This window comes from Paraburkholderia sp. Ac-20347 (assembly GCF_017104805.1).
GTDB classification, from domain to species: domain Bacteria; phylum Pseudomonadota; class Gammaproteobacteria; order Burkholderiales; family Burkholderiaceae; genus Paraburkholderia; species Paraburkholderia tropica.
Genome location: NZ_JAAGPN010000011.1, coordinates 22,977 through 47,874, shown reverse-complemented (window position 1 = coordinate 47,874; position 24,898 = coordinate 22,977). Strand labels below are relative to the sequence as shown.

General features: G+C 60.1%; 22 protein-coding genes. 9 read left to right on the top strand and 13 right to left on the bottom strand.

Annotated elements, in window-relative coordinates; all coding sequences use genetic code 11:
• Positions 1 to 18: 18 nt before the first annotated feature.
• The gene (locus G3N97_RS03870) at positions 19 to 801 is read right to left on the bottom strand and encodes a response regulator transcription factor (protein WP_205991990.1); all 783 of its coding nucleotides are present in this window, start codon (positions 799 to 801) and stop codon (positions 19 to 21) included.
• Between the two features lie 169 nt (positions 802 to 970).
• Between G3N97_RS03870 and G3N97_RS03865 the strand changes: the two genes are divergently transcribed.
• The 3 genes from G3N97_RS03865 (at position 971) to G3N97_RS03855 (ending at position 4,137) form a co-directional block, all read left to right on the top strand.
• Entirely contained in the window at positions 971 to 1,888 is a 918-nt protein-coding gene (locus G3N97_RS03865) for a LysR family transcriptional regulator (RefSeq protein ID WP_205991989.1), read from the top strand.
• 88 nt (positions 1,889 to 1,976) lie between these two features.
• Positions 1,977 to 2,870, top strand: a complete 894-nt coding sequence (locus G3N97_RS03860) for a ketopantoate reductase family protein (protein WP_205991988.1) — start codon at positions 1,977 to 1,979, stop codon at positions 2,868 to 2,870.
• Positions 2,871 to 2,931: 61 nt separating this feature from the next.
• A complete protein-coding gene (locus tag G3N97_RS03855) occupies positions 2,932 to 4,137 on the top strand; it encodes a cytochrome P450 (RefSeq protein WP_205991987.1) in 1,206 nt (401 codons plus the stop codon).
• 67 nt (positions 4,138 to 4,204) lie between these two features.
• Here the strand turns inward: G3N97_RS03855 and G3N97_RS03850 are convergent, their stop codons facing one another.
• Entirely contained in the window at positions 4,205 to 4,717 is a 513-nt protein-coding gene (locus tag G3N97_RS03850) for a cytochrome P460 family protein (protein WP_205991986.1), read from the bottom strand.
• Positions 4,718 to 4,853: 136 nt separating this feature from the next.
• Between G3N97_RS03850 and G3N97_RS03845 the strand changes: the two genes are divergently transcribed.
• Complete coding sequence (locus tag G3N97_RS03845) at positions 4,854 to 5,630, top strand: molybdopterin-dependent oxidoreductase (RefSeq protein ID WP_346778013.1); 777 nt, start codon at positions 4,854 to 4,856, stop codon at positions 5,628 to 5,630.
• 37 nt (positions 5,631 to 5,667) lie between these two features.
• Here G3N97_RS03845 and G3N97_RS03840 read toward each other — a convergent pair whose 3' ends face one another.
• The 8 genes from G3N97_RS03840 to G3N97_RS03805 form a co-directional block, all read right to left on the bottom strand.
• Positions 5,668 to 6,531 (bottom strand): T6SS immunity protein Tli4 family protein, encoded by an 864-nt coding sequence (locus G3N97_RS03840; protein WP_205991985.1) that lies wholly within the window; start codon positions 6,529 to 6,531, stop codon positions 5,668 to 5,670.
• A gap of 185 nt (positions 6,532 to 6,716) precedes the next feature.
• A complete protein-coding gene (locus G3N97_RS03835) occupies positions 6,717 to 7,595 on the bottom strand; it encodes a T6SS immunity protein Tli4 family protein (protein WP_205991984.1) in 879 nt (292 codons plus the stop codon).
• Positions 7,596 to 7,774: 179 nt separating this feature from the next.
• Positions 7,775 to 8,638 carry a T6SS immunity protein Tli4 family protein gene (locus tag G3N97_RS03830; RefSeq protein ID WP_205991983.1) on the bottom strand — a complete coding sequence of 288 codons (864 nt, stop codon included), beginning with the start codon at positions 8,636 to 8,638 and terminating at the stop codon, positions 7,775 to 7,777.
• Between the two features lie 185 nt (positions 8,639 to 8,823).
• Positions 8,824 to 9,729, bottom strand: a complete 906-nt coding sequence (locus G3N97_RS03825; RefSeq protein WP_205991982.1) for a T6SS immunity protein Tli4 family protein — start codon at positions 9,727 to 9,729, stop codon at positions 8,824 to 8,826.
• Between the two features lie 155 nt (positions 9,730 to 9,884).
• The gene (locus G3N97_RS03820) at positions 9,885 to 10,937 is read right to left on the bottom strand and encodes a T6SS immunity protein Tli4 family protein (RefSeq protein WP_205991981.1); all 1,053 of its coding nucleotides are present in this window, start codon (positions 10,935 to 10,937) and stop codon (positions 9,885 to 9,887) included.
• Positions 10,934 to 11,797 (bottom strand): T6SS immunity protein Tli4 family protein, encoded by an 864-nt coding sequence (locus tag G3N97_RS03815; protein ID WP_205991980.1) that lies wholly within the window; start codon positions 11,795 to 11,797, stop codon positions 10,934 to 10,936. Before G3N97_RS03815 ends, G3N97_RS03820 begins: the two co-directional genes overlap by 4 nt.
• 149 nt (positions 11,798 to 11,946) lie before the next feature.
• Positions 11,947 to 14,406, bottom strand: coding sequence for a phospholipase D-like domain-containing protein (locus G3N97_RS03810; RefSeq protein ID WP_205991979.1), 2,460 nt, complete (start codon positions 14,404 to 14,406; stop codon positions 11,947 to 11,949).
• Positions 14,406 to 17,372: a type VI secretion system Vgr family protein gene (locus tag G3N97_RS03805; protein WP_205991978.1), complete on the bottom strand. Its 2,967-nt coding sequence runs from the start codon at positions 17,370 to 17,372 to the stop codon at positions 14,406 to 14,408. Before G3N97_RS03805 ends, G3N97_RS03810 begins: the two co-directional genes overlap by 1 nt.
• Before the next feature lie 257 nt (positions 17,373 to 17,629).
• On the opposite strand from G3N97_RS03805, the gene frmR reads away from it, so the two are divergent.
• From frmR to G3N97_RS03780, 5 genes are all read left to right on the top strand, one after another.
• Positions 17,630 to 17,905: a formaldehyde-responsive transcriptional repressor FrmR gene (gene frmR / locus G3N97_RS03800; protein ID WP_065058649.1), complete on the top strand. Its 276-nt coding sequence runs from the start codon at positions 17,630 to 17,632 to the stop codon at positions 17,903 to 17,905.
• Positions 17,906 to 18,007: 102 nt separating this feature from the next.
• Entirely contained in the window at positions 18,008 to 19,120 is a 1,113-nt protein-coding gene (locus G3N97_RS03795) for an S-(hydroxymethyl)glutathione dehydrogenase/class III alcohol dehydrogenase (RefSeq protein WP_074986954.1), read from the top strand.
• Between the two features lie 301 nt (positions 19,121 to 19,421).
• Positions 19,422 to 19,799, top strand: a complete 378-nt coding sequence (locus G3N97_RS03790; RefSeq protein ID WP_205991977.1) for a hypothetical protein — start codon at positions 19,422 to 19,424, stop codon at positions 19,797 to 19,799.
• 4 nt (positions 19,800 to 19,803) lie between these two features.
• Positions 19,804 to 20,145: a hypothetical protein gene (locus tag G3N97_RS03785; protein WP_205991976.1), complete on the top strand. Its 342-nt coding sequence runs from the start codon at positions 19,804 to 19,806 to the stop codon at positions 20,143 to 20,145.
• 22 nt (positions 20,146 to 20,167) lie between these two features.
• Positions 20,168 to 20,662: a lytic transglycosylase domain-containing protein gene (locus G3N97_RS03780; protein WP_205991975.1), complete on the top strand. Its 495-nt coding sequence runs from the start codon at positions 20,168 to 20,170 to the stop codon at positions 20,660 to 20,662.
• A 73-nt stretch (positions 20,663 to 20,735) separates the two neighbouring features.
• On the opposite strand, the gene G3N97_RS03775 is transcribed toward G3N97_RS03780, so the two are convergent.
• The 3 genes from G3N97_RS03775 to argE form a co-directional block, all read right to left on the bottom strand.
• The gene (locus G3N97_RS03775; protein WP_205991974.1) at positions 20,736 to 22,085 is read right to left on the bottom strand and encodes an NAD(P)/FAD-dependent oxidoreductase; all 1,350 of its coding nucleotides are present in this window, start codon (positions 22,083 to 22,085) and stop codon (positions 20,736 to 20,738) included.
• Between the two features lie 29 nt (positions 22,086 to 22,114).
• Positions 22,115 to 23,518: a cytosine permease gene (locus G3N97_RS03770; RefSeq protein ID WP_205991973.1), complete on the bottom strand. Its 1,404-nt coding sequence runs from the start codon at positions 23,516 to 23,518 to the stop codon at positions 22,115 to 22,117.
• A gap of 140 nt (positions 23,519 to 23,658) precedes the next feature.
• Positions 23,659 to 24,852 carry an acetylornithine deacetylase gene (gene argE, locus G3N97_RS03765; protein WP_205991972.1) on the bottom strand — a complete coding sequence of 398 codons (1,194 nt, stop codon included), beginning with the start codon at positions 24,850 to 24,852 and terminating at the stop codon, positions 23,659 to 23,661.
• Positions 24,853 to 24,898: the final 46 nt, after the last annotated feature.

Below are 24,898 nucleotides of genomic sequence, written 5' to 3'. Positions count from 1 at the left end.
GCGCGCCGTCGCGGGAATTCAAGCAAGCTCGCAACACGCCGATGCACACGGGCCGATGGCTTCGACGACGGTCGCCGAGAACAGATAGCCCTCGTTGCGTATCGTCTTGATGTAGCGGCCTTCCCGCACGCCGTCGCGCAGGCGCTGGCGCACGCGGCTCACGAGCAGGTCGATTGAGCGGTCGAGCAGATCGGCCTCGCGGCCTTGTGTGAGGTCGAGAAGTTGATCGCGCGAGAGCACGCGGTTCGGATAGTCGAGCAGCACGCGCAGCAAACGATATTCGGCGCTGCTCAGCGCCACCGTTGCGCCACTCTCGTCCACGAGACGACGCGCCAACGTGTCGAGCCGCCATTCGCCGAAGCGCAGCACGCTCGGCGTTTGCGCGACGGCGAGTCCTGGCGGCGGCAGGCGCGCGCGGCGCAGGATCGCGCGAATGCGCATGAACAGTTCGCGAGTCGCGAGCGGCTTGGCGAGGTAATCGTCGGCGCCCATTTCGAGGCCGACAATGCGGTCCTCCACGCCGTGACGCGTGGAGAGCAGCACGATCGGCAGCGCGTGAAAGCGCCGGTTCGCACGCAATTCGCCGCACAGCGCGAGGCCATTCGCATCGGGAAGATGGGTATCGAGCACGACGAGATCGGGCTCGGCCTGATTCAACCGCGCACGCAGATCGCGCGCTCGCGAAGCCTGCGTAACGCGCATGCCATTGGCCTGCAAATACGTGGCGATTCGCTCGCGTAGCGCCTGGTCGTCGTCGACAATCAGGATGTGGTCCGGCTTTTGAGGGGCATCTGCAACCATGACTAAGTGCTTCTTTATTCCACCGCGAACATTAATTCGGATCGCTGATTAAATGCGAAAAGCATCCGGTTTAGCGATGGTGTCAGGAAGGCGCGCTCTGGACAACAGCAATTGCGCCCCACCCCTGTTGCCTTGCGGGCAACGCACGACATTCGATCAGGTGAGCACCATGCGTCAACTCAATCATCAACGCCTGCGCTATTTCCACGCGGTCCTCGACCACGGCTCGATCCGTGGCGCCGCCGACAGCCTCAATACGTCGCCCTCCGTCATCACGCGGCAAATCCGCATTCTCGAAGACGAACTGGGCGCAACGCTGTTCGATCGCTCCGCGAAAGGCGTGCGCGCGACCGACGCCGCCGCGCATCTGCTCGACTTCGTGGAAAGCTGCCGCGCGCAACAGGAAAAGCTCGAGGCCGAACTCGGCGCGCTGCGCGGTTTGCAACACGGGCGTATCCGCCTTGCCGTGAGCGAAGGTTTCGTCGATACGCTCACCGACGCCGTGCTCCGGCCGTTTTGCGCTCGCTATCCGTCGCTGACGATCGAGTTGAGCGTGCTGGGTCGCGACGGCGTGATCGACGAGGTGGCGTCGAGCCGTTCCCATATCGGCCTCGCCTACAATCCGCCGCCGCATCCGCTGATTCGCTGCCTCGCGAGTTCGAACCAGCCGGTTGTGCTGTTGCTGCGCAACGGACATCCGCTGGCGAAAGCGCGCGCCGCCGCGCAACTTGGAGACCTCCGTGCGTATCCGCTTGCGCTGATGCCCGAATCGTTCGGTATCGGTTACGCAGTGAGAATGGTCGAACTCGCCGAAGACATCGAGATTCCCGCCGCCATGACGAGCAATTCCGTGGCGGCGCTCAAACGCATGGTGGCCGTCGAGAATTTCGTCACGCTGATTGGCGAATTCGCCGCGCAAGCCGAAGTCGCGCGCGGCGAGATGACAACCGTGCCAATCGAGCACAGCATTTTTCAAAGTACGCACGCGAGCTTACTCGTGAAGTCGAATCGCGCGCTCGCGCCCGGACCGGCGGCGCTGCTCGACTGGATTCGCGAGCGTTTGCCGGTTTTTGCGCCCCTGCATTAACAATGAAGGGAATAAAACGCGGCCGCCAGGCGTTCTCGGTGATCGACGGGCCGGTGCGTGCGGCCAGTTTCGCTTCACGGGAGACAGTATGCGGTTTGCGGTTCTGGGCGCCGGCGCGGTCGGCTGCTATTTTGGCGGCATGCTCGCACGACGCGGTCATGAGGTGATGTTGATCGGCCGATCGACGCATGTGGATGCCATTCGCGCGCAGGGATTGCGCTTTCAGTCGCGAGCGTTCGACGTGCGCCTGCCCGTGCAAGCCTCGACTGCAATCGAGGCGGCCACGTCCGCCGACACCGTGCTCGTCTGCGTGAAATCGCCCGATACGCAGGACGCCGCTCGCGCGCTGCGCCGTTCAATTGCACCGCATGCCATGGTCGTGAGCCTGCAAAATGGCGTCGACAATGCAGCGACTCTGCGCGCCGAACTGGCACAGCCCGTGATCAGCGCCGCCGTGTATGTGGCGAGCGAAATGGCGGGGCCCGGCCATTTACTGCATCACGGACGCGGCGATCTCGAGATCGAAGACACACCTTCGAGCGAAGCGCTCGCACGCACGCTGCTCGACGCCGCAATCCCCACTCGCATCGCCCGCGACGTGCGCGCCACGCTCTGGCACAAACTCGTACTCAATTGCGCGTACAACGCGGTGTCGGCCATCGTTCAATTGCCGCTCGACGCCATGCCGCAACGCGACGCGCTGCGCGAAACCATGCGCGACGTGGTGACCGAATGTCTGGCCGTTGCAGCCGCCGAAGGCGTGCATTTCGACGACACACCCGCGCAAATCGTCGAGCGCATTGAAGCGACCATTCCCGCCGGTCAATATTCGTCGACCGCGCAAGACCTCGCCCGTGGCAAGCCCAGCGAAATCGATCATCTCAACGGCGCGATCGTGCGTCGCGGTTTAAATGCGGGTATTGCCACGCCCGCGAATCGCACGCTGCACACGCTTGTCAAGATGCTCGAAGCGCGCCCCTGAACGCTCGATTTACACAACACCTCGCTACACTACGATCCGCCCACACTCATCGCCCAACGTCATGCAATTCTCCGACTTCACCTCGCCCGCGTTCTTCGCCAACCCGTATCCCGCGTATGAAAAGATTCGTGCGGCCGGTGCGTTGCTGCCTATCGCGCCGCAAGTTTTCGTCACGGGCCGCTTCGATGTGATCGACGCGTTGCTGCGCGATCCGCGCATGGGCAAAACGTATCTGCAAAGCGTGGCCGCGCGCTACAGCGAAGCGGCAACGGCGCGTCCCGTATTCCAGTCGCTGAACCGCACCTTGCTGATGATGAATCCCCCGACGCACACGCGGTTGCGCGCGTTGCTGATGAAGACCTTCAACGCGCGGCAAATGGAGAAACTGCGTGACACGGTCGACGCCACCACACGCGCACTGCTCGATGCGATCGGCACGAATACCGGTTTCGATCTGATGCGCGATTTCGCGCTGCCATTGCCGGTGCGCATCATCTGCCAGTTGCTCGACGTCCCGCTCGAAGACGCACACGCGCTCGCAGGCGCAGCCGGTCGACTGGTCGCCGCGTTCGACCTCGCGCCGCTCGACGCACAAACACTGAGCGCCGCCGACGAAGCCGCGCTCACGCTCGAACGCTACTTCCTTAACGTGATCGAACAACGGCGCGCGCTGCACGCCGACGATCTGATCAGCGCGCTGCTGCACGTGGAGGTGGATGGCGCGAGACTCACCGACGAAGAGGTGGTGTCGAACGCGGTCCTGCTATTCATTGCCGGACACGAAACGACGTCGAACATGATCGGCAATACGATGCTCGCGCTGTTTCGGCATCGCGATCAGTATCAGACGCTGCAGAACGATCGCACGCTGTTGCCGCGCGCGATTGCCGAGTGCCTGCGTTACGACGGCGCCGTGCAAATGGTCGTGCGTACGGCATTCGACGATATCGACGTGGGCGATGCGCGGCTCGCGCGCGGCTCTGTCGTTTTCATGTTGATTGGCGCGGCCAATCGCGACCCGCAGGCTTTCGCGCAGCCGGACCAACTCGATTTCGCGCGCGACGATACGGCAAAATCGCTGTCTTTCGGCGCGGGCATTCATTATTGTCTGGGCGCGCGGCTCGCCATGCTCGAAATGGAAGTCGCGATCGGCCACCTGCTCGATCGCTTTCCCGCGCTACAGGCCGAGAATCTCGACGCGCTGGTCTGGCAGCACCGCAATAATCTGCGTGGTGTGACGGCGTTGCCCGTGCGAACAGGGCTTTAATTGGCGGGTGATTCGGTGCGCGCCGCTCGTTGCAGCGGCGCGCTTTACTTTGAACGTCGGTTTTCTCTCAAGGCGCGAAACGTGTGAAGACATAATCGCGGTCCTTCACGCGTTCGGCGTGACACGCGAAACAGGTTTGGTGCTGCTTCAGATCGGCAGGCTTGCCGTCGATGAAGCGACCGAAACCCCAGCCGCCCGTCGACGCATAGCGCTTCGAGTCTTTCACCATGACCTGCACCGTGGTGGGTTGGCCCGGCACCGTGGCGGGCGCGAAATCATCGGATTGCTTTTTCTTGTAGGCCAGCTTGACGAGCACCGCGCCGTCCGGGAACGGCAGCGTCGCATTCTTGATCGCCTTGATTGCAGCGGGATTACCCAGCACGACGCGCAATTCGTCGAGCGGCGCAGCTTCGGCGGCGGGCGCGATCATCTGCCACTCGCGATAGCCTGGCGGAATCGTCACGCCATAAATGGGCGATGCGTCGGGCGACGGCTGCTCCGCCATGACAGGCTGGTTCGCCGAGATGGCAAGCGCCAGCGTCGCGCCACTCAGCAAGGCCTTGATGTGAAGGAATTTCATTCAGTACACTCCGTTAAATCGATTGCTCGATGCGCCGCCGCGCGGACAGGGCGGCCCATATTGATCTGAAGCCTAGCATCGGCGCGTCGTGCAGACGATACGGCGATCGGTTTAACGGAGTTATACCGACGTATATGTGCTACGTTTTTCGGCCCCCTCAATTTCATTCGCCATCCTAACTAATATTTTCGAAACGTATGGGCGTTGGGTCAGCCTGAACGGGGCGGCGCGCCGATATATACTGCAACCGGTTTCTGTCGATACCATCACCCAGTTTCCCGTCCACGGCCAGCCAGCGTCAACGAAAGGGCAATCCGAAATGAACAAGCGGCAATTTTTGAGCGGCGCAGCCGCGTTCGGCGTCGCACCGGCGGCCTTCGCCGCAAAGCACGAAGCGAGTGGCGCCGCGCATGCGACCTCGCCCGCCGTGCTGACGATCTCCGGCGATATCGGCCGGCACAATCGCGGCGGTGTCGACGTGTTCGATCGCTTGTTCGAGAAACAGCTCGTGAAGTTCGACAAAGCGTATGCGTTCGACTTTCCCGCGCTGATGCGCTTGCCAGCAGTCACGATCCGCCCCACGCTGGAATACGATCAGCAGTTGCATACGCTCTCAGGTCCGCTGCTCGTCGACGTGCTGCAAGTTGCGGGCGTAACCGGCGCGGGGACGGCGCAGGTCATGCTGCGTGCGATCGATGGTTATGCGGTGATGGTGTCGCTGGAGAATCTGCGGGCGTGGCGCTTTATCGTCGCCACGCATCTGGATGGCAAGCCCATGCCGCTGGGTGGACTCGGGCCGCTATGGGCCGTGTACGATGCCGACCGCGTTCCGGAGCAGGCCAGCAAGCCGCTGAAGGAGCGGTTTGTGACCTGCCCGTGGGCGGTTTATCACGTGCAGGTGAATGCGGGTTAGTCGGGCGCAGCGGCAGCTGGGTTGTGAGCGGATTGCGTTAGCGGCGCTTGATCGATGCGGCAACTTCTTCGCCGATTTTTTCGAGTTCGTCGGCGGTGACGGGGGGTTTGCCTTGGGATGCGGAGGCATTGCGTTCGACGTACAAGAGCAAGTCGGGGGTGTCGGTTGAGGCGTTAAGGTCGCCCTGCACTGTCACGAGATAGCCATAATCCGTTGAATCGTCGTTGCGTGTGATCGTGCCAAACGAACCCACACCCTCGCGGCCATCGAGCTTGACGGTTTGCCACGGGAACACGCCGTGCAATTTGACGGCCTTACCGACACCGAATTCGCTGGTCCAGACGAACTCGTTCTTCTGGCGTGAGGTCAGCTTGGGCTGATCCTTCAGCACCTTTAAATCGTGGAAGAAAATCAGCACATCGGGATGATCTTTCAAGCGGAAGGTCACGCCAACGGAGCGGGCACGATCCGGTTGCTCGCTCTCGACGAAGGCACCCGGCAAGCACACGCCCGGAGCGGTCGGAACCTCACCATCATCCCGCGCTCTGACGTTATCCAAGACAAATGTCGTGCTTTTCTCCGAGGCGGGTTGAGCAATGAATGAAATTGCCGTGCCATTTTTATACGTGTAAAAGCCCGAATCCTTCGCGCCCAACCACGCGAAACTCCGCGCGGCGCTCACCGGCAAGGCGATGTATCGCTGATCCGCATAAGGCTTTTTCGCACTCGCGGCAAGCTCATCTTTCGCACGGCCCACCAGCGCGTCGAATTCGCTTTGGGAAACGCTTCTGCTGATCTCGAACTTGCCGTCGTATATGAAGGACGAGAGTGGTGCGGGCAAATCGTCGGCGAAACGAATCGGTTTGATCTGCGTATCGGTAAATGCCTTGGCGGTGGTCATGGCCACTTCCGCCTCGGACGGTAACGTCAACCGATAACGACCTACACATTCCTGTTGTGGTGCCGCCAACGCGTGTGTTCCCCCCAACATGGAGAGAAGCAGTGCTGCTGATCGTAACGTCATCGATGGCCTTGCTACTTTCATGTGTCTCGCACCGTCGCCTGAAGAGAGAAGTGGTAACGACGTCATCGTCGTTTGATCGAAGCCGCCACTTCTTTGCCAATTTCTTCGATTTCGTCTTCGGCTACAGGGGTTTTGCCGTTGGCTGCTGCGGCGTTACGCACGACATAGAGAAGCAGGTCCGGGGTATCCACGGTCGCATCCGCTTTTCCTTGCACGGTCACGAGATATCCGTAGTCGATCGAATCGTCCCGTCGTGTAATGGTGGCCAATGAGCCCACGCCTTCACGCCCATCGAGCTTCACCGTGCGCCACGGAAATGCGCCGTGCAATTTAACAGCTTTGCCCACGCCGAACGCACTCGTCCACGCAAACTCATTCTCCTGACGTGAAGTTAGCCTGGGCGCATATTTCTGTACTTTCGTATCGCGGAAAAAGATCAGCACATCCGGATGACGCTTCAGTCGATAGCTCACACCGACTATGCGCGTCTTGTCCACCTGACTCGTCCTGACGAAAACGCCTGGCAGACAGACTCCCGGCTCGGTTGGAACCTCTCCAACTGCGCGTGGTTGTAGATTCGTCAGAACCTCAAGCGCGGTGGTGCTCGCCGTATTCCTGTCGTCGGATCTCGTGACGAACGACACGGTCTTTCCGTCCTTGAACGCGTAGAAGGCCGCTCCGCCGCGACCCGTCCACGCATACGAGCCCGAGCCCTGCGCCGACAAAACCACAGGCCGTTCGTCCGGTGACTTGTCCTGCTCCCTCGCGATACGATCCTTCATCGCGTTGACGAGCGCATCATAGCCATCACGCGAAATGCCATCGCTGATATAAAACGTTCCGTTGTAGACAAACGAGGAAAGCGGCGCAATCAGCCCATCGGGGAAGCGGATATTCGATTCCTGCGGCCCGCGAAAGGCTTCGACGATCGTGAGCGCCACATCTGCCTCGTCGGGGAGAGTCAGGCGATAGCGCCCTACGCACTCCTCTTGCGGAGCAGCGAACGAGTGCGATACCCAAAGCGTGAATAAAAGCAACACCGCTGATCGAAATGTCTTCGATGGCCTTGCTGCCTTTATATGTCTTGCACCACTGCCGAAAGAGAGAAGCGTTAGTGAAGTCATCGCCGTTTGATGGAAGCCGCTACTTCTTTGCCGATTCTTTCCAGCTCATCGGCTGTGACGGGGGATTTTCCTTGCGATGCAGAAGCATTTCGCTCGACATACAGTAGCAAGTCGGGCGTATCGGCGGCAGCGTCCAGGTCGCCCTGCGCGGTCACGAGATAACCGTAGTCCATCGAATTGTCTCTGCGCGTGATGGTGGCGAACGAACCCACACCTTCGCGGCCATCGAGCTTGACGGTGCGCCACGGAAATACACCGTGCAATTTTACGGTCTTGCCCACGCCGAACTCGCTGGTCCAGACGAACTCGTTCTTCTGGCGCGAAGTTAGCCGTGGCTGGTCCTTCAAGACCTTCAAGTCGTGAAAGAAAATGAGTACATCGGGATGATCTTTGAGCCGAAATGTCACGCCGACGTTGCGCAGCGCGTCAGGGCCGTCGCGTTCAATGAACAGGCCCGGGAGGCACACGCCGGGCATCGAAGGCACTTCGCCATCGCCTCGCACCCGGAGACTGCCAAGTATTTCCAATGTTTTCTGCTCAGGAATCAGGTCTGCTATGAACGAGACAGTCGTCCCATCTTTGAAAGTATAGAACCCAGACTTGTCCGGGCTCTTCCACGCGACGCTATTGGCGTCTTCGACCGAGAGGAGTTTGAATCGCTGATACTCGTACGGCTTTTCGGCGCTCCTCACAACAGCATCTTTGGCATGTCGCATCAGCGCATCCGCCGCGGCCGGAGCAAGGTTTCTACTGATCTTGAACGCGCCATCAAAGGCAAAGATAGATAGTGGCGAATTCAGATTGTCCGGGAAACGAATCGGCTCGTCATCGGGTCCGGTGAGCGACTTCGCACTGCTCATTGCGACGTCAGCCTCGGATGGCAAGGTCAAACGATATCGCCCTACGCACTCCTCTTGCGGAGCAGCGAACGAGTGCGATACCCACAACGTGAATAAAAGCAACGCCGTTGATCGAAATATCTTCGATGGCCTTGCTGCCTTTATATGTCTCGCACCACTGCCGAGAGAGAGAAGCGTTAGTGAAGTCATCGCCGTTTGATAGAAGCCGCTATTTCTTCGCCGATCTTTTCGAGCTCGTCGGCGGTAACAGGGGCTTTGCCCTCTGCTGCGGAGGCATTGCGTTCGACATACAGCAATAAGTCGGGCGTGTCAGTCGACGCATCAGGATTGCCTTGCACCGTCAAGAGATAACCGTAGTCGGTCGAATCGTCGTTCCTTGTGATTGCACCGAGGGATCCCACGCCTTCCCTGCCGTCGAGTTTTACTGTGCGCCACGGGCTCGCACCGCGAATTTTGACGGCCTTGCCCACGCCGAACTCGTTGGTCCAGACGAATTCACTCTCCTGACGTGCAGTTAGCTTCGGCTGATCCTTTAATGCTTTGGAATCACGGAAGAAGATCAACACATCCGGGTGGCTTTGCAGCCGGTATGTTGAGCCAACGATGCGGCTCTTGTCCACCTGACTCGTTTTGACGAACAAGCCGGGCAGACAAACGCCCGGCTCAACTGGGATATCTCCCGTGCTGCGTGGTTCCAGATGTTCCAATACTTCGAGCGCATCACCGCTCGCCTCCTGCACGTCTTGCGATTTTGTGAGGAACGTGATGGTTCTTCCGTTCTTGAACGCATAGAAAGCCGCTCCGCCACGGCCCGACCAGGCAAACGAACTCGTATCCCGCACCGGCAAAACCGAGAGTCGCTGATCCTGAAACTGTTTGTTCTGACTTGCCGCAACGCGATTCTTCATCGTATCGACGAGCGCATCGTAGCCGTCATGCGTGATGGCTTCCGTGATGTAGAAGGTCCCGTTGTAGATAAACGATGAAAGCGGCGCAAAAAGCCCGTCGGGAAAACGGATATTCGATTCCTGAGGTTCGCGAAAAGCCTTGGCTGTCGTGAGCGCCACATCTGCTTCGCTGGGAAGGGTCAAGCGATATCGCCCTACGCACTCTTCTTGTGGTGCAGCGAACGAGTGCGATGCCCACAACGTGCATAAAAGTAACGCCGCTGATCGAAATTCCTTCGATGGCCTTGCTGCCTTTATATGTCTCGCACCACTGCGGAAAGAGAGAAGCCTTAACGAAGTCATCGTCGTTTGATGGAAGCCGCAATTTCTTTGCCGATTCTTTCCAGCTCATCGGCTGTGACGGGGGATTTTCCCTGCAATGCAGAAGCATTTCGCTCGACATACAGTAGCAAGTCGGGCGTATCGATGGCAGCGTCCAGATCGCCCTGCACGGTCACGAGATAACCGTAGTCCGTCGAATCGTCATTGCGTGTGATCGTACCAAATGAGCCTACGCCCTCACGGCCATCAAGTTTGGCAGTTTTCCACGGGAATGCGCCGTGCAATTTCACGGCTTTACCCACACCGAACTCGCTGGTCCACACGAATTCGTTCTTCTGGCGTGAGGTCAGATTGGGTTGATCTTTCAGCACTTTCAAGTCGTGGAAGAAAACCAGCACATCAGGATGTTCCTTGAGCCGAAATGTCACGCCGATGTTGCGTACATCGTCAGGTTGGTCACTGGAGATGAAGAGTCCTGGCAAACAGACGCCGGGCTTCGCAGGCACCTCGCCCTCGGCTCGCGTGTTGACGTGCGCTAAAACTTCAAGTGCGCGTTGTTCGGAGACGGACCTCGTGAGAAATGAGACTGCCGTCCCATCCTTATAGGTATAGAAACCCACGGCCTTTGTGCTTCGCCACGCAAAGCCCCTGGCGTCATTTACTGGAAGCACGATGAATCGCTGATCTGCGTAAGGCTCCTTTGCGCTCGCTGCGACCTGATCTTTGGCCCGTTTCACTCGCGCGTCAAAGTCGCTCGGTGGAAGGCCTGCGGTGATTTTAAATGTGCCATCGTAGGCGAACGAAGAAAGAGGTGCACTCGTTCCGTCGGCGAACCTGATAGGTGCCACCTGACCATCGGCAAACCCCTTCGCCGTGGTCATGGCGACTTCGGCCCGCGAAGGCAAAGTCAAGCGATATCGCCCTACACACTCCTCTTGCGGTGCAGCCAGCGCGTGCGTTGTCTTCAACATGAAGATCAGCAACGCCACTGATCGAAGCGGCATCACCGCCTTTGATGTTGTCTTGCTTGCTGCGCTCGCAAGTGACGGGAAGTGGTTCGGCACGCTCATCGACGCCTTATCGAAGCCGCCACTTCTTCGCCGATTTTCTCTAACTCGTCGGCGGTGACGGGGGTTTTTCCCTGGGATGCGGAGGCATTGCGTTCGACATACAAGAGCAAGTCGGGTGTATCGGTTGGGGCGTTAAGATCGCCCTGCACCGTCACGAGATAGCCGTAGTCTGTCGCGTCATTCCGACGCGTGATTGTAGCGAACGTACCTACCCCCTCGCGGCCGTCAAGCTTGACGGTTCGCCACGGAAAGACGCCGTGTAATTTAACCGCCTTTCCGACACCGAACTCGCTGCTCCAGACGAATTCGTTCTTCTGACGAGAGGTCAATTGCGGTTGATCCTTTAAAACTTTCAAGTCGTGAAAAAAGATTAGTACGTCCGGGTGCGCCTTTAATCGGAATGTCACACCGATGTTGCGCAACTCATCGGGGCCGTCACCTTCAACGAATAGACCTGGCAAACATACGCCAGCCATCGCGGGTACCTCTCCGTCACTCCGCGCGCGCGTATTCGCGAGAATATTCAGCGTTTTTTTCTCTGGAACAGAGTCAGCTACGAATGAAACTGCAACCCGGTCCCGGTAAACGTAGAAACCCGAATTTTCCATATTCTTCCATGCGAGTCCATGAGACTCTTTCACGGGAAGAAGTGTGATCCGCTGGTCATCGTACGGTTTATCGGCACTCGCGGCCACACGCTCTTTCGCGTGATTCAGCACCTCATCGAACGCGTTCTGCGAAAGACCTCTGCTTATTTTGAAGCCGCCATCATATGCAAATACAGAGAGCGGGGCCACGACGTTGTCCGCGAATCGGATTGGGGAGTCTTGCAGTTCTGTGAACGACTTCGCGGTGTCCATCGCGACCTCGGCTTCGGATGGCAAGGTCAAACGATATCGCCCTACACATTCCATCTGTTGTGCTGCTTGTATCTGTGTCGCTCCCAGAATCGTGAAAAGTAACGCGGAGCAGCGACTCAGCGTTCTCAGCCTGATTGCCAATTTACTCATTATCCGATTGTTCCTGTCAGCGGGTCCTGAGTTTGCGCCAACTCGCGAGGCGCATCAGTGTCCAGTTCATCTCGCCCAGAAGGCGGCGTATTCTCAGCCACCAGGGATATCGCGTAACCTAAATTATTGTTCTCGTTTTGGGTCCAATGGATAGGTAGAGCTACGATAAACCCAGTCACGTCCCCTAGCGCGCTCGCGCTCGAGCTGTGACGCGGCTTTGTCCAGAATTCGGAATCGAAAGGCATGGGACTCTTCAGCGAGTTTTTCTTCGCGTCCCACGTTGGCCAAATCGACGCGTGTGCACCCAGTCCATCGGCTGCATTTTCATAAACCGTATTCCGCGGAATAAAATCAAACGCCGCCTCATAAATCAGCCGGTTCGCATCCGCCACCTGCTGAATCTTCTTCCAGTTCTCCGGATTCGCGGGCTGATCCACCGCGCCCCTCAACGCTTCAGCCGACCTCACTTTCCCTGTGAGACCGAATATCTTGCTCCACACGCCTTTGCGCAATTCGCGCGCGAAATTGCGGGTGATCCGGACGTCCCCATTCCCACTGATATCGTGATTTTCTTTCGCCGAATCCGAGATGAGCACGGCGATTTCCGAATCGCGCGATCCCAGCATACTGCGGTCATTGATATTCGCGCTGCCCAAAAGCGCAAACAGGTCATCGACGATCATCATCTTGGTGTGGATGTAGATCTGCTCCGTTACATAACGATCACCCAACTGCGCCCAATTGCGCAAATTGAGCAGCGTGACATAGTCATTGCACCGCTCCATATCCACGTCTTCGTACCGACGATCGTTCGCATCCGTCGTCACCTTCTTCCAGTCGGCGACCTTCTTGTCGCGCAACTCCCTGGCTTTGATATAGCGTCGCACGCGATTCAGCAAGCTGAAGCTGCCGAACACCAGCGTCTGCATGGTCCAGTGGACCTGCGTCATGATATTGCCATCGTTCAGCTTCCCTTCCGGATGAACAGGCAGCGTAATGATGACGTGGAAATTCTCCTTCGCGCCCGACATGATTGCCTTGCCGATCCGCTCCCCCAGCGCTTCGCAGATGAAATTTTTCGGCGCTTCGTTGGGTTTGTCCGAGACGAGATGCGTCGCCCACTCCTGGAAGCCACTTGCTTTGACCTTGGCAGCCGGACCGGACAAAGGTTCTGTCGACGTAACATCCGGCGCCGTTTTTTCCGGATCAGTGTTCTCCACCCCAAACGCCGAAACAAAAAACTGATTCTCGATATAAATAAACGAAGTTGCACCTTCGATGAGGTTCTTCATCGCCAGCGCGATTTCGCACTGTTTTCCAGTCGGCTGCGTAACGTCTTTCTTCGCATCGTCCTTCAAGGCCGCGTATTCAGCCTTGCGCATCTTGAACGGCGCACTGCGCAGCACCTGGACCGTGCAGCCGCCCGAAACGAACTCAGGCTCCGCGGGCAAATCGAGCGGCGTCTTTTCTCCGCCCTCGCTGTTCCAGCGATAGACGAAATTGCGCGCAATATCCGCAGCGGACGGTCCTTCAATGAGGACGTGCACGTCCTGCCAAGGCATGCGCGGTTGCCGCGTGGCGTCGAGCGTGGCGTCGCTGGGTGACAGACCGGTGGGACGCGACATCGCAGACCAGTAGGGCGTCTCGCCGCTATAGTCCGTCTGCACCGCGCCATTTTCGATTTTCTTCAGAATCTCGGTGCGATTCGACGCCCAGCGTCCGCCAAACGTCGGGTGATTGTCATAGGCGCCGGTGAGCAGATCCGGATCGACAAGCTTCTCCGGTTTCACATGTCCCAAATGCGGTATGCAGCCGTTATAGCGATTCAGGCCCTCGCGTCCTTCCGCATCCGCGTGCAGATCATAGGTCTCGTCATCGAAACGGCCGTAACACACATCCATGCCGCCGATAAACGCCTTGTGCTCGTCAATCACCACGAACTTCTGGTGATGACTGAAGAAACCCGGGTCCTCATCGGCTAACGAGGCAGCGAGCGTGACCGTCACGCATTTGCGCCCAACGAGCTCGTTGATGGCCTCGAGCACCGGCACGGTCTGCTTGTCGTACGTCTGGACCGGCGGCGAATGCTTCCACGGCATCACGTAGATTTTCAGCCCGGCATTGGCGCGCGCGGCTTTCAGCAACACGTCGAAAAGGCGCAGGCCGCCAGGCGCGAATTGCGCGTCCCAGTTCACCTGCCAGCCGCCGATATAAATCGACTTCTGCGCGCCTTCGAGTTCCTCCGCCAGTTTCTTGAAATAGCTCTTGCCGGTCGTAAACGGCGTGACGGTGTTGCCCGTGCGCGGCCAGGAGAACGACTGGTCGGAGAGCACCCAACGGTTGTCCGCTGCGTTGGACGTCAACGCGTTCCCGGCTTCATCGATAATCTGGCGCAGCGTTTTAATCGGCGACGAGTCGAAAAGCAACCCCGTGTTTCCCTCGAGCGATGTGGCCTCCATCAAGCCTCTCCTTTCAACTTGTCCAACAACGTCCCATCGCTATCGGTCTGCCATTCCTGGCGCGCGAGTTTTGCAAAGCCCTGATCGACGTCGCCCTGTTCCGTGACGTACATGCGCTGGCTATAGCCCATCGCATCGAGGGCTTCGTAGAAGCGGTCGTTCTCCGTCCAGTCCGCGGTCTGGCGGCTCAATGCGAGCGAATGCACCTGTCCGCCGTACGCGAGCCAGATCTGTCCGGGCGTGGCGTTCCAGGCGTCGTGCAGCGTCTTCTGATCGGCCGCGGACAACGCGACTTTGCCCGTCGAATCGCTCTTGCCGCTGAGTATGAAATCGGATGACATGTGCGCGTCGTTCGCGCTCCGCGCGGAGACGATGCGCCACGGCATATTGATGTACGGATGGCCGTTCGGTCCCGGCATATCCGCGAGCACCATATTGAAGGCGACCGGTCCTTGCGTTTCGGCCTGAGCGAATACGGGTAGCGGATAGTTCTGCTGCGCCGGGCCTGCGAAACTATGTTGCGTGCCTTTCACGTCGATCGTGCCGGGCGCGTGAATTTCAATGTTGCCGTCCTTGATGCGGATATACGCACCGCCCGACGTCAACACGATTTCTTTCTTCGCCGCGATCTCGACGTTTTCGGTCGCCGAAATCAGACGTGTGGCTTTCTGCGAAACGAGTTCGACATTATCCGATTGCGCCTGCACTTCGACTTTGCCTTTACCCGCGAATAGTTTGATGCCGGAGCGCTGCGCGAAGAGACTGATCTTTTCCACCGCGCCGCCAATCAGCGATTTACCGCTCGCGATTTGCACGCTCTGTCCGCTGATCACCGATATTTGCTGTGCGGCGGTCACATGCGCGGACTGCTGCGTAGACAGCGCAATCCCCGACGGGCTCGCCATCAGCATCACCGGATCGGTGAATGCGTTCGCGCTACCCGTGCCGCCGCCGGCCGTATTGCCGCCGCTCGCGCTCGCACCTTGTTTCGTCGATTGCGTGGCGCTCGCAAAGGTCTTGAGCGCATTCGTGCCGTCCTGCAAGGTCTCGGCCTGGTGCGATTCGCTCGCCTGCGAAAGCGCGTCGATCGTCTCCTGCGCGTTCGTCAATTGCGAATGCGCTTCGGCAACATCGAGTTGCTGACTCGTCGTGCTTTTCGCGTACGTGCTCAGATACAGGCCCTGGCCCGCGTTGATCGCACCAAATGCATCCGATTTCAGATCGAAACCGCTGCCAAGATACGCGCCGCGTGAATTCGCGTTTTGCGCGACCAGATAACCCAGATGCAGTTGCGAATTCGCACTCGTGCTGAAAAGCTGCGCGCGATTCTGGCCGGTGGCGTCATCCATCACGAGCTGGTTATAGCCGCTGCCGCCGTATTCCTTCGACTTGTAGCCCGAAAGAATACCGTTCGAATTCCAGTTCGGCGTGGTCGAGCCGTTGTACACGCGCGCCGTCACCAACGGTCGATCGCAATCGCCGTCGAGCCAGTTCACGATCACTTCTTCGCCCACACGTGGCACGTGCACGCCGCCGTAACTGCTGCCCGAATCGGACATCACCACGCGTATCCAGCACGACGCCGTTTCGTCGCCGGCATTGAGCCGGTCCCAATGGAAATGCACCTTGATGCGATTGAGCGAATCGGTATACACCTCTTCGTTCGACGGCCCGACCACGATAGCCGTCTGCATGCGCATTTCCGGCTTGCGATGTTCAAGCGGACTGCGATACGGCACCGCCTTGCGCTGCGCTTCGATTTTCACGAGCAGAAAACCTTCGCTGCCGTCCGAGGCTTTCACCACCAGCGCGTCGCTGTCGCCCTGATTCGCGCTCTTGATCGCGGCCAGTTCGCTTTGCAGGCTGTGCGGAAACGATTGCGTCTGCGAGGTCGTTGCGGGCAGATTATTTTCGATGAACCAGCGCGCGTCGATCACCGCAAACTGGCGATCCTGCTGGCTGTCCGCATCGTGCACCGGATGGCCGTCGAGTTCGAACCAGCGCCCGGCGTCGAGATTGCGCACGGCGCCCGCGCCTTCGAAGCGCTTCGCGCGCGACTCCCACTCCTGCATGCGGATTTCGCTGAGCGTGTCGCCGCGCGACTGCTCGCCGTAGGTGTACGCGCCCGTGTATTCGTAGACTTCGGCCTGCTGCGGCAGATTGCCCTGCGTGGCCAGCGTCGGCACCGACGTGCCTTTGGGATTCACCGACGTGGAAGGCGACTTGTAGTCGAATGTGCGCGTGGCCAGCGTCACGCTTTGCAGCGTGCGCGTACCGCTCCATTGCACCAGCGCATTGGTTTCACTATTCACGCCCGATCGGTAAAAATTAACCGATTGCGGATTTAAAGCGGGCAATGCGCCGATATTGTCGGTAATTACGACCGTGTGGGATTTTCCATCAGCCGCCTGTTCGAAATAGCTGAACAGGCCTTCGGATTCCATAATCCGCTGGCAGAAATTCCAGTCGCTCTCGTATTGCACGCAAAACGAACGCGAAGGCAATGCATTTTGAATAACAAAGCGGAATGCGCCCTGCGCTTGCGGATGCGCATTGAAGACGTCGGTGAGAATGGCGTCGGCGGTTTTGTCTTGCCAGATGCGGGCATCCGAGCGGAACTTGAGGAAGTGCTGCCACGAGGCGAATTCCAGCTGATAGCTCGTCAAACTGCCGTCCGCGCCCAGCCGGCGGGCCGTGTGGACGTAGCCGTGGTACGGCAGATAGGTCTGGTCGGCCTGCTGCAGCCATAGCGTGACGGGCTGCGCAATCAGCTTGCTCAGATCGACGTTTTCGTCCGTAGCGACGACGTCGAGCGTAAAGTCGTAATCGCGGCCAATACGGCTATGGCCGATAGCACGCTGCGGCAGCAATACATTATCGCCAAGCGGTGTATCGAGTTTGAGCAGGCGGCCGTCCTGCAGCAATGCGGCCCCGCTTATCAGACTGCTTATATTCCCCACCCCCATCTTCGCCTCTGTTATTCGTTATTTCTTGAATGCGTAATCTTACTGTTATGTCGATTTCCGGTCACGCTTTGTATGAATAATCGGCGCATAGTCCGGCGCTTTAAATGTAAGCAGACGTGTCGAATAAGCGCGCTCCATGCGCATTGACTATTCTTTGCTAAGCGCCGAGGCGTCGGCAGCTAAAGCGCGGGTTTGTCCAACATACTCCCACGGAGTATGCTAGGATACTCCCATGCAGTATCCCACCTGGACTCGTCATGCCCCATAGCCCCGAAGAGAAGAAACGCGTTCTCGCCCGCGTACGCCGTGTGCGCGGGCAGATCGACGCGCTCGAGCGCGCCCTCGAGGAAGGCGCGGATTGCGGTCCGGTCCTGCAGCAGATCGCGGCGGTGCGCGGCGCGATCAACGGGCTGATGGCCGGGGTACTGGAGAGTCATCTGCGCGAGGAGTTTTCCCATCTCGCGGCAGCGAACGGCACGCCCGACAAACCCATCGAAGAGGTGGTTTCTCTCGTACGTTCGTATTTGCGCTAAACACGCGCATGAGCGCGCGTTCAATCCGTTTCAACATCCGGCCGCCCGTGCGGCCCCAAGGTCGACTGGTCGACTCCTTTCCTAACCGATACCGAGATTGCTATGAAATCACGTGCTGCTGTTGCATTCGGCCCGGGCAAGCCCCTGGAAATCGTCGAGATCGACGTCGAACCGCCTCGCAAGGGCGAAGTGCTGGTGAAGATCACCCACACGGGCGTGTGCCACACCGACGCCTTCACGCTGTCCGGCGACGATCCGGAAGGCCTGTTCCCCGCCGTGCTGGGCCATGAAGGCGCGGGCATCGTCGTGGAAGTGGGCGAAGGCGTGACGAGCGTGAAGCCCGGCGATCACGTCATTCCGCTTTACACGGCCGAATGCGGCGAATGTCTGTTCTGCAAGAGCGGCAAGACCAATCTGTGCGTGGCCGTGCGCGCCACCCAGGGCAAGGGCGTGATGCCCGACGGCACCACGCGTTTCAGCTACAACGGCCAGCCGGTCTATCACTACATGGGCTGCTCGACGTTCAGCGAATACACGGTCGTGGCCGAAGTCTCGCTCGCGAAGATCGATCCGCAAGCCAACCCCGAACAGGTCTGCCTGCTCGGTTGCGGCGTGACCACCGGCCTCGGCGCGGTGAAGAACACGGCCAAGGTGCAGGAAGGCGATACGGTCGCGGTGTTCGGTCTCGGCGGCATCGGCCTCGCGGTCATTCAAGGCGCGAAGCTCGCGAAGGCAGGCCGCATCATCGCCATCGACACGAATCCGGGCAAGTTCGAACTCGCGAAGGCATTCGGCGCGACCGACTGCGTGAATCCCAAGGATCATGAAAAGCCTATCCAGCAAGTGATCGTCGAGATGACGGGCTGGGGCGTGGACCACAGCTTCGAGTGCATCGGCAACGTCAACGTCATGCGCGCGGCGCTCGAATGCGCGCATCGCGGCTGGGGTCAGTCGGTGGTCATCGGCGTGGCGGGCGCGGGTCAGGAAATTTCCACGCGTCCGTTCCAGCTCGTCACGGGCCGCCGCTGGCTCGGCACTGCGTTCGGCGGCGTGAAGGGCCGCTCGGAGCTGCCGGGCATGGTGCAGGACGCGATGGCAGGCAAGATCCAGCTCGCGCCGTTCGTCACGCATACGAAGGATCTCGCGGGCATCAACGAGGCTTTCGATCTGATGCACGAAGGCAAGTCGATCCGCACTGTCGTTCACTATGCATGATGTGAATTGATGTGATGCCATGACGCGAATGCCCGCGCGCCCGATCACGGCGCGCGGGCATTTGCATTTAAACGCATCCATCATACGAATCGCGCAATCCACCTGATTCTTCAGACGTAATCCACGCGAAATCGCCGAAGCAATTCCGTGCGCGAACGCGCGCGACTTCGCAGCCGCATTCCGGCAAGCCGCCTTTCGCGAGCGAACTCTTTCTTTTTGGCAAACGTTTGCCGCCAGGCTCTCAAGTCGGTCCATCATTGGCCGACAACGCGCACATAGCCACGAAACTTTGGAGCTGGACGTGTCGCGCTTTGCTTTCCTTCTCGCCGTACTTGCCGTGACCGGCTGCGCACAACTGCCCCAGGGCAATACCGCTCAAAGCGGCAACGCACCGGCGTCGGCTTCGGTCCTGCGCTTCGACATTCCCGCCGACGCACTCGGCGCACGCGATCCGCAATTGAGCGCCGTACTCGCGAAAGCGGGCGCGCTCGCCGCCGCGCAGAAGCAGCCCACGGTGATTCGCGTGACCGCGCTCGGTCAGGATCTCCGCTATATCAACGAAGCGATCTGGAAGGGCGTGCCTGCACGCCAGGCGCAAAAACCGCTGCTGGAGAATCTCACCGCGGGCGCGAACCAGACGTACAGCGTGGCGATCGAGCCGCTGAAGACGGGGAGCTGAACGCATGCGTACGACGATTTTCGCGGCGGCCGCGCTCGCGCTCTGCGCGCACTTCGCCTCCGAGGCGTGCGCCGAATCGGCTGGCGCGACGGTAATCGCCTCGGCTGCGCCTTCGGCCTCGCCGTCCGCCGTTTATCCGCCGCTGCCGTCGCTCGCGATGCTGCCGCCTTCGAACAATGACGACGAAGAATCGCCCGCGCCGACGCACAGCGCGCGCAAGAAGAAAGCATCGCGCGTGCGCGATTGTCATTGCACGATGCCCGCGCCGCGTCTGGTGGTCTCGGACACGTCGCGCGCGTATTTGAAGGATGTCGAGCGGCAACTCGATGTCGCCCTCGCGCATTGAGCGCCGCAGCGGAGAACGAACGATGCAGAAGCCACCCGCTTCATTGATCCATTGCGCGCGATTCCTGCTGGCGTGCGCCTTCGCACTGTGCGCCGCGCTCGGCAATTCGGGCGCTGCGCGCGCGGCCGAAACCGCCGACGAATGTTTCGAGAAAGCCGGCGCCTATCAAGGCGTCAATCCGCTGGTGCTGCGCGCCGTGGCGTGGCGCGAGTCGAAAGGCGACGCCGCCGCGATCAATCACAACACCAATGGCTCGATCGACGTCGGCCAATTGCAGATCAATTCCATACATTTTTCGGAACTGGCGCGTCAGGGCATTCCGCATCGCGCACTTATCGATCCGTGCGTGAATATCTTCGTGGCCGCGTGGCTGCTCAAACAGAAGATGGTGCGATACGGCAATACGTGGCGCGCGATCGGTGCCTATCACTCGGAATCGCCGCACGAACGCGATGCCTACGCGCGCAGCATTCAGGCAATTCTGGTGAGTTGGGGACAATTGCAGCGCGGGCATTGAATGCGCGATTCAACGCGCCGGCATTCGCGTTATCAATTGAGTGCGAACACCGGCGCATTGACAAATCATTTCATCAATTCACGCCCACGCCGCTGAGCGCGCGCGCTTCGCGTTGCGTCGCTTCACGTTGTGACGCTTCATCGCGCAGAACTCGCGCTTCACGCTGCGTGGCGTCCTGATACGCCAGATACTTGCGCTGCGTGACGATGTGATCCGCGACGTGTTTCGCGTCGTGCCACACGCCCCAGATGAAACTCGATCCGCGTCGCGACAGCCACGGCAAACCCAGAAAATAAATACCCGGCTCGCTCGATACGCCGCGCTGATGCTTCGGCTTGCCTTTCTCGTCGAACGCATTCACGTGCAGCCAGTTGTAATCGACCGCATAACCGGTTGCCCAGATAATCGACGTGACGCCCGCCTGCGCGAGATCGAGTTCGAGAATCGGTTGCGTCATGCACGCCGGGTCCGGATACACGCGGCGCGCTTCCGGTTCTTCCGGCAGATCGAGACCGTTGCGTTCGATATACGCGTCGGCGGCGTCGAGCAGCGAGAGATAGTTCTCGTCGCCGCGCGCGATGTTTTCCACGAGATCCGCCTGGAACGTCGCCACGCCCTTATCGAACGCCTTCGTCAGACCGACCAGCGTCACGCCCTGTTGCGCGAGCAGACGGAAGTCCACCGTCTGGCCGCCGCGCGCGCCGCTCACCGCGATCGTCACATGTTCGCGACCGGGGCGCGCGACTTCCGCGTCCCACTCGCCGAGTACGCCCAGCCACCAGCAGAAATCGCGATTGCGATACGCACGCGGCGGACGATCGTGCGCGCCCACCGAGAGATACACCTGGCGGCCCGAGCGCTGCAGTTCGTCGGCAATCTGCACGCCCGACGAGCCCGCGCCCACCACCAGCACCGCGCCTGCGGGAAGTTGCTGCGGGTTCTTGTAATCGGCGGAATGGATTTGATGCAGACCCTTCGTTTGCGGCGCGATCGGCGGAATCACAGGACGCTGAAACGGTCCCGTCGCCACCACCACGCGGCGCGCTTCGATCGTGCCTTCGCTCGTTTCGATCACGAAACCCGCCTCGCCGCTTTTGCGCTCGACGCTTTTCACCTCGACGCCGGTGCGAATGGGCGCGTTGATCTGCTTCGCGTAATCGACGAAATAATCGGCGACGCGTTCTTTCGAAGCGAAGGCATCGGGATCGAGATCGTCGAAGGCCATGCCCGGAAAACGGTCGTGCCAGACGGGACCGTTCGCGACCAGCGAGTCCCAGCGGCCCGTGCGCCAGCGTTCGGCGATGCGGTCGCGCTCCAGCACGAGATGCGGCACGCCGAGCTTGCCGAGATGTTCGCTCATGGCCACGCCGGCCTGGCCCGCGCCTACCACGAGCGTATCGATGGTTGTCGTTTCGAGAGTCATTGCGGTTTCCTTCTGCGAAAAGTTTGCATTCACACCGGCACGCCTGCGTGCTGGCGACGCCGGTACGCGCTGTCGCGCGAAGCCAGCCAGTAATAGAGCGGCGACGTCACCACGAGGCCGACGAGCCAGGACAGATCCGCACCGTCGATATGCGCCGCCACCGGGCCCGCGTACATCGGCGTATTCATGAACGGAATCTGCACGGCAATGCCCACCGCGTACGCAATCAGCGCCTGCGGATTGAAGCGGCCGTAAATACCGCCATCCACGCGAAAGATCGAATCGATGTCATAACGGCCCGCGTGAATCACATAGAAGTCGATCAGGTTGATGGCCGTCCACGGCACCAGCACCACGAGCAGCGCGAGCACGAGATCGACGAAGTGACCGACGAAATCGCTCGACGCACCAATCGCTGCGAAACAGCACGCCACGAGAATCACGACGGAGAGCACGGCGCGCGCTTTCGAGGTGGGAATCCAGCGATACGCGAAGGTTTGCAGCGAGGTGATCACCGAGAGCACCGCGCCGTAGAGGTTGAGCGCGTTGTGACTGATCACGCTCAGCAGGAACAGCACGAGCATCACGGGGCCGAGTACGCCGGTGGCCTGCTTCACGGCGTCCATCGTGTCCACGCCCGGCGGCACGGCGAGCGCCGCGACCGCGCCGAACACGAAGGCGAGCGTCGAGCCGAGCGCGCAACCCAGATACGTGGCCCAGAAGGTCGACGCCACGCCCACGTTCTCGGGCAGATAGCGCGAATAATCGGAGACGTACGGCGCGAACGCGATTTGCCACAGCGCCGAAAGCGACACCGTCGCGAGCCAGCCCGCGAGATTGAAGCCGCCGCGCGTGAGAAAGTCGGCGCTCTGCACGTGCGAGAGAATCATCCAGAAACCGACCACGATGCCGATGCCGAGCACCCACGTGCCGATGCGATTGAGCACGTGTATGAAGCGATATCCGATGATGCCGATACAGCCCGAGCCCACCGCGCCGATCACGATGCCGACCGGCACCGGCACGGTCGGCGCGATGCCGTGCAGCGACTTGCCCGCGAGCACGATGTTCGACGCGAAGAAACCCACGTACATCACGCCCGCGATGACGGTCACGAGCAGCGCGCCCCACGAACCGAACTGCGCGCGGCTCTGAATCATTTGCGGAATGCCCATCTGCGGACCTTGCGCGGAATGCAGCGCCATCAGCACGCCGCCCACCGCCTGGCCGATCACGATGGCGACGATGCCCCAGAACAGATTGAGGTGATAGATCTGCACGCCCAGCGCGCCCGTGACGATGGGCAGCGGCGCGATATTGCCGCCGAACCACAGCGTGAACAGATCGCGCACCTTGCCGTGGCGGTCCTCGGGCGGCACATAGCCGATCGTGTGCTTTTCGATAAGCGGGACGGTCCCGCGCTCTGCTGACATGACAACTCTCCCATCCCGCGCGCGTGCGCGCGTATCGTGCGTGGGCGCTCGCGATTCGCGGCGTCCGTTTGTTGTGAAGAAGCGTGTGTGTTTTTGCGTGCCGCGCGTCGCGTTACGCGTTGCGCGTTGCGCGTTGCGCGTTATGCGTTCGCGTATCCGGGCACGCGCGTGGGCAGATTCATCGCGAGCCTTTCGAGGAAGCCGAGGCAGCGTTCGAGCTGCGCGATTTCCACGTATTCATCGGCCTTGTGACCTTGCTCAATCGAACCGGGCCCGCACACCACGGTCGGAATACCGATGCGCTGAAACAGTCCGCCTTCGGTGCCGAACGAAAGCGTGCGCAGCGTCTCGTCGCCCGTGAGTTCACAGGCCATATCGCGCAGCCAGTTCGCGTCGGGATCGGCGGCGAGCGCCGGGTAATCGACGAGTTCCTGCCATTCGATGCCGGTGTCCGCGTGCGTTGCCTGCATCTCGCCTTCGAGTTCGTCTTCGGCGAAACGGCGCGCCGCCTGCACGATTGCGTCAATCGAATCGCCCGGCAGGTTACGCACTTCGAATTCGAGTTCCGCGTGATCGGGAATCACATTCAACGCAATACCGCCATTGATCTTGCCCGTGTGCACGGTCGTATAAGGCGGTTCGAAACGCGCATCATGCTGGCCCGATTCGCGCAGCGCGCGGCTCGCGCGGCGCAGATGCACCGCGAATTCAGCCGCGAAATCCACCGCGTTCACGCCGAGATGCGTGAGCGCCGAATGGCCCGCGAGGCCCTTGAAACAGCAGCGATACGCGCGCTTGCCCTTATGCGCGATCGCCACCTGCATACTGGTCGGCTCGCCGATGATGCATGCGAGCGGTTTGAACGGTGCGCGCGCCAGTTCGTCGAGCAAGCCGCGCACGCCACGGCACCCGACTTCCTCGTCGTAGCTGAACGCGAGATGGATCGGGAGCGTGCGGCAATGTTCGACGAAGTACGGCACGCTCGCGAGCACGCAGGCGAGAAAGCCCTTCATGTCGGCGGTGCCGCGGCCGAGCACGCGAGCGCTTTCGCGCGTGAGCGCGAACGGCGGCACGGTCCACGGTTGGCCGTCTGCCGGCACGACATCCGTGTGACCGGACAGACACAGTCCCGCACGATCGCGCGGCCCGATCGTCGCGTAGAGATTCGCCTTGTCGCCGCTCGCGTTGTAATTCAGCGAAGCCTCGACGCCGAAGCCCGCGAGATACTCGCGCACGAACGTGATCAATTCCAGATTCGAGCGCGCGCTGCGCGTGTCGAATTCGACCAGCGTTTGCAGCAGCGAGAGTGTCGAATCGAGTCGTGGGTGGGACATGGCGTCTCCTTGTAAAGCGGCGCGGCGCACGCGTCGTTGCGCGCCG

Bases quoted from the DNA above. Each gene is read 5' to 3' on its own strand.
- G3N97_RS03870 (WP_205991990.1), bottom strand. From the start codon at position 801: ATGGTTGCAGATGCCCCTCAAAAGCCGGACCACATCCTGATTGTCGAC.
- G3N97_RS03865 (WP_205991989.1), top strand. From the start codon at position 971: ATGCGTCAACTCAATCATCAACGCCTGCGCTATTTCCACGCGGTCCTC.
- G3N97_RS03860 (WP_205991988.1), top strand. From the start codon at position 1,977: ATGCGGTTTGCGGTTCTGGGCGCCGGCGCGGTCGGCTGCTATTTTGGC.
- G3N97_RS03855 (WP_205991987.1), top strand. From the start codon at position 2,932: ATGCAATTCTCCGACTTCACCTCGCCCGCGTTCTTCGCCAACCCGTAT.
- G3N97_RS03850 (WP_205991986.1), bottom strand. From the start codon at position 4,717: ATGAAATTCCTTCACATCAAGGCCTTGCTGAGTGGCGCGACGCTGGCG.
- G3N97_RS03840 (WP_205991985.1), bottom strand. From the start codon at position 6,531: ATGACCACCGCCAAGGCATTTACCGATACGCAGATCAAACCGATTCGT.
- G3N97_RS03830 (WP_205991983.1), bottom strand. From the start codon at position 8,638: ATGAGCAGTGCGAAGTCGCTCACCGGACCCGATGACGAGCCGATTCGT.
- G3N97_RS03820 (WP_205991981.1), bottom strand. From the start codon at position 10,937: ATGAGCGTGCCGAACCACTTCCCGTCACTTGCGAGCGCAGCAAGCAAG.
- G3N97_RS03815 (WP_205991980.1), bottom strand. From the start codon at position 11,797: ATGGACACCGCGAAGTCGTTCACAGAACTGCAAGACTCCCCAATCCGA.
- G3N97_RS03810 (WP_205991979.1), bottom strand. From the start codon at position 14,406: ATGGAGGCCACATCGCTCGAGGGAAACACGGGGTTGCTTTTCGACTCG.
- G3N97_RS03805 (WP_205991978.1), bottom strand. From the start codon at position 17,372: ATGGGGGTGGGGAATATAAGCAGTCTGATAAGCGGGGCCGCATTGCTG.
- frmR (WP_065058649.1), top strand. From the start codon at position 17,630: ATGCCCCATAGCCCCGAAGAGAAGAAACGCGTTCTCGCCCGCGTACGC.
- G3N97_RS03795 (WP_074986954.1), top strand. From the start codon at position 18,008: ATGAAATCACGTGCTGCTGTTGCATTCGGCCCGGGCAAGCCCCTGGAA.
- G3N97_RS03785 (WP_205991976.1), top strand. From the start codon at position 19,804: ATGCGTACGACGATTTTCGCGGCGGCCGCGCTCGCGCTCTGCGCGCAC.
- G3N97_RS03780 (WP_205991975.1), top strand. From the start codon at position 20,168: ATGCAGAAGCCACCCGCTTCATTGATCCATTGCGCGCGATTCCTGCTG.
- G3N97_RS03775 (WP_205991974.1), bottom strand. From the start codon at position 22,085: ATGACTCTCGAAACGACAACCATCGATACGCTCGTGGTAGGCGCGGGC.
- G3N97_RS03770 (WP_205991973.1), bottom strand. From the start codon at position 23,518: ATGTCAGCAGAGCGCGGGACCGTCCCGCTTATCGAAAAGCACACGATC.
- argE (WP_205991972.1), bottom strand. From the start codon at position 24,852: ATGTCCCACCCACGACTCGATTCGACACTCTCGCTGCTGCAAACGCTG.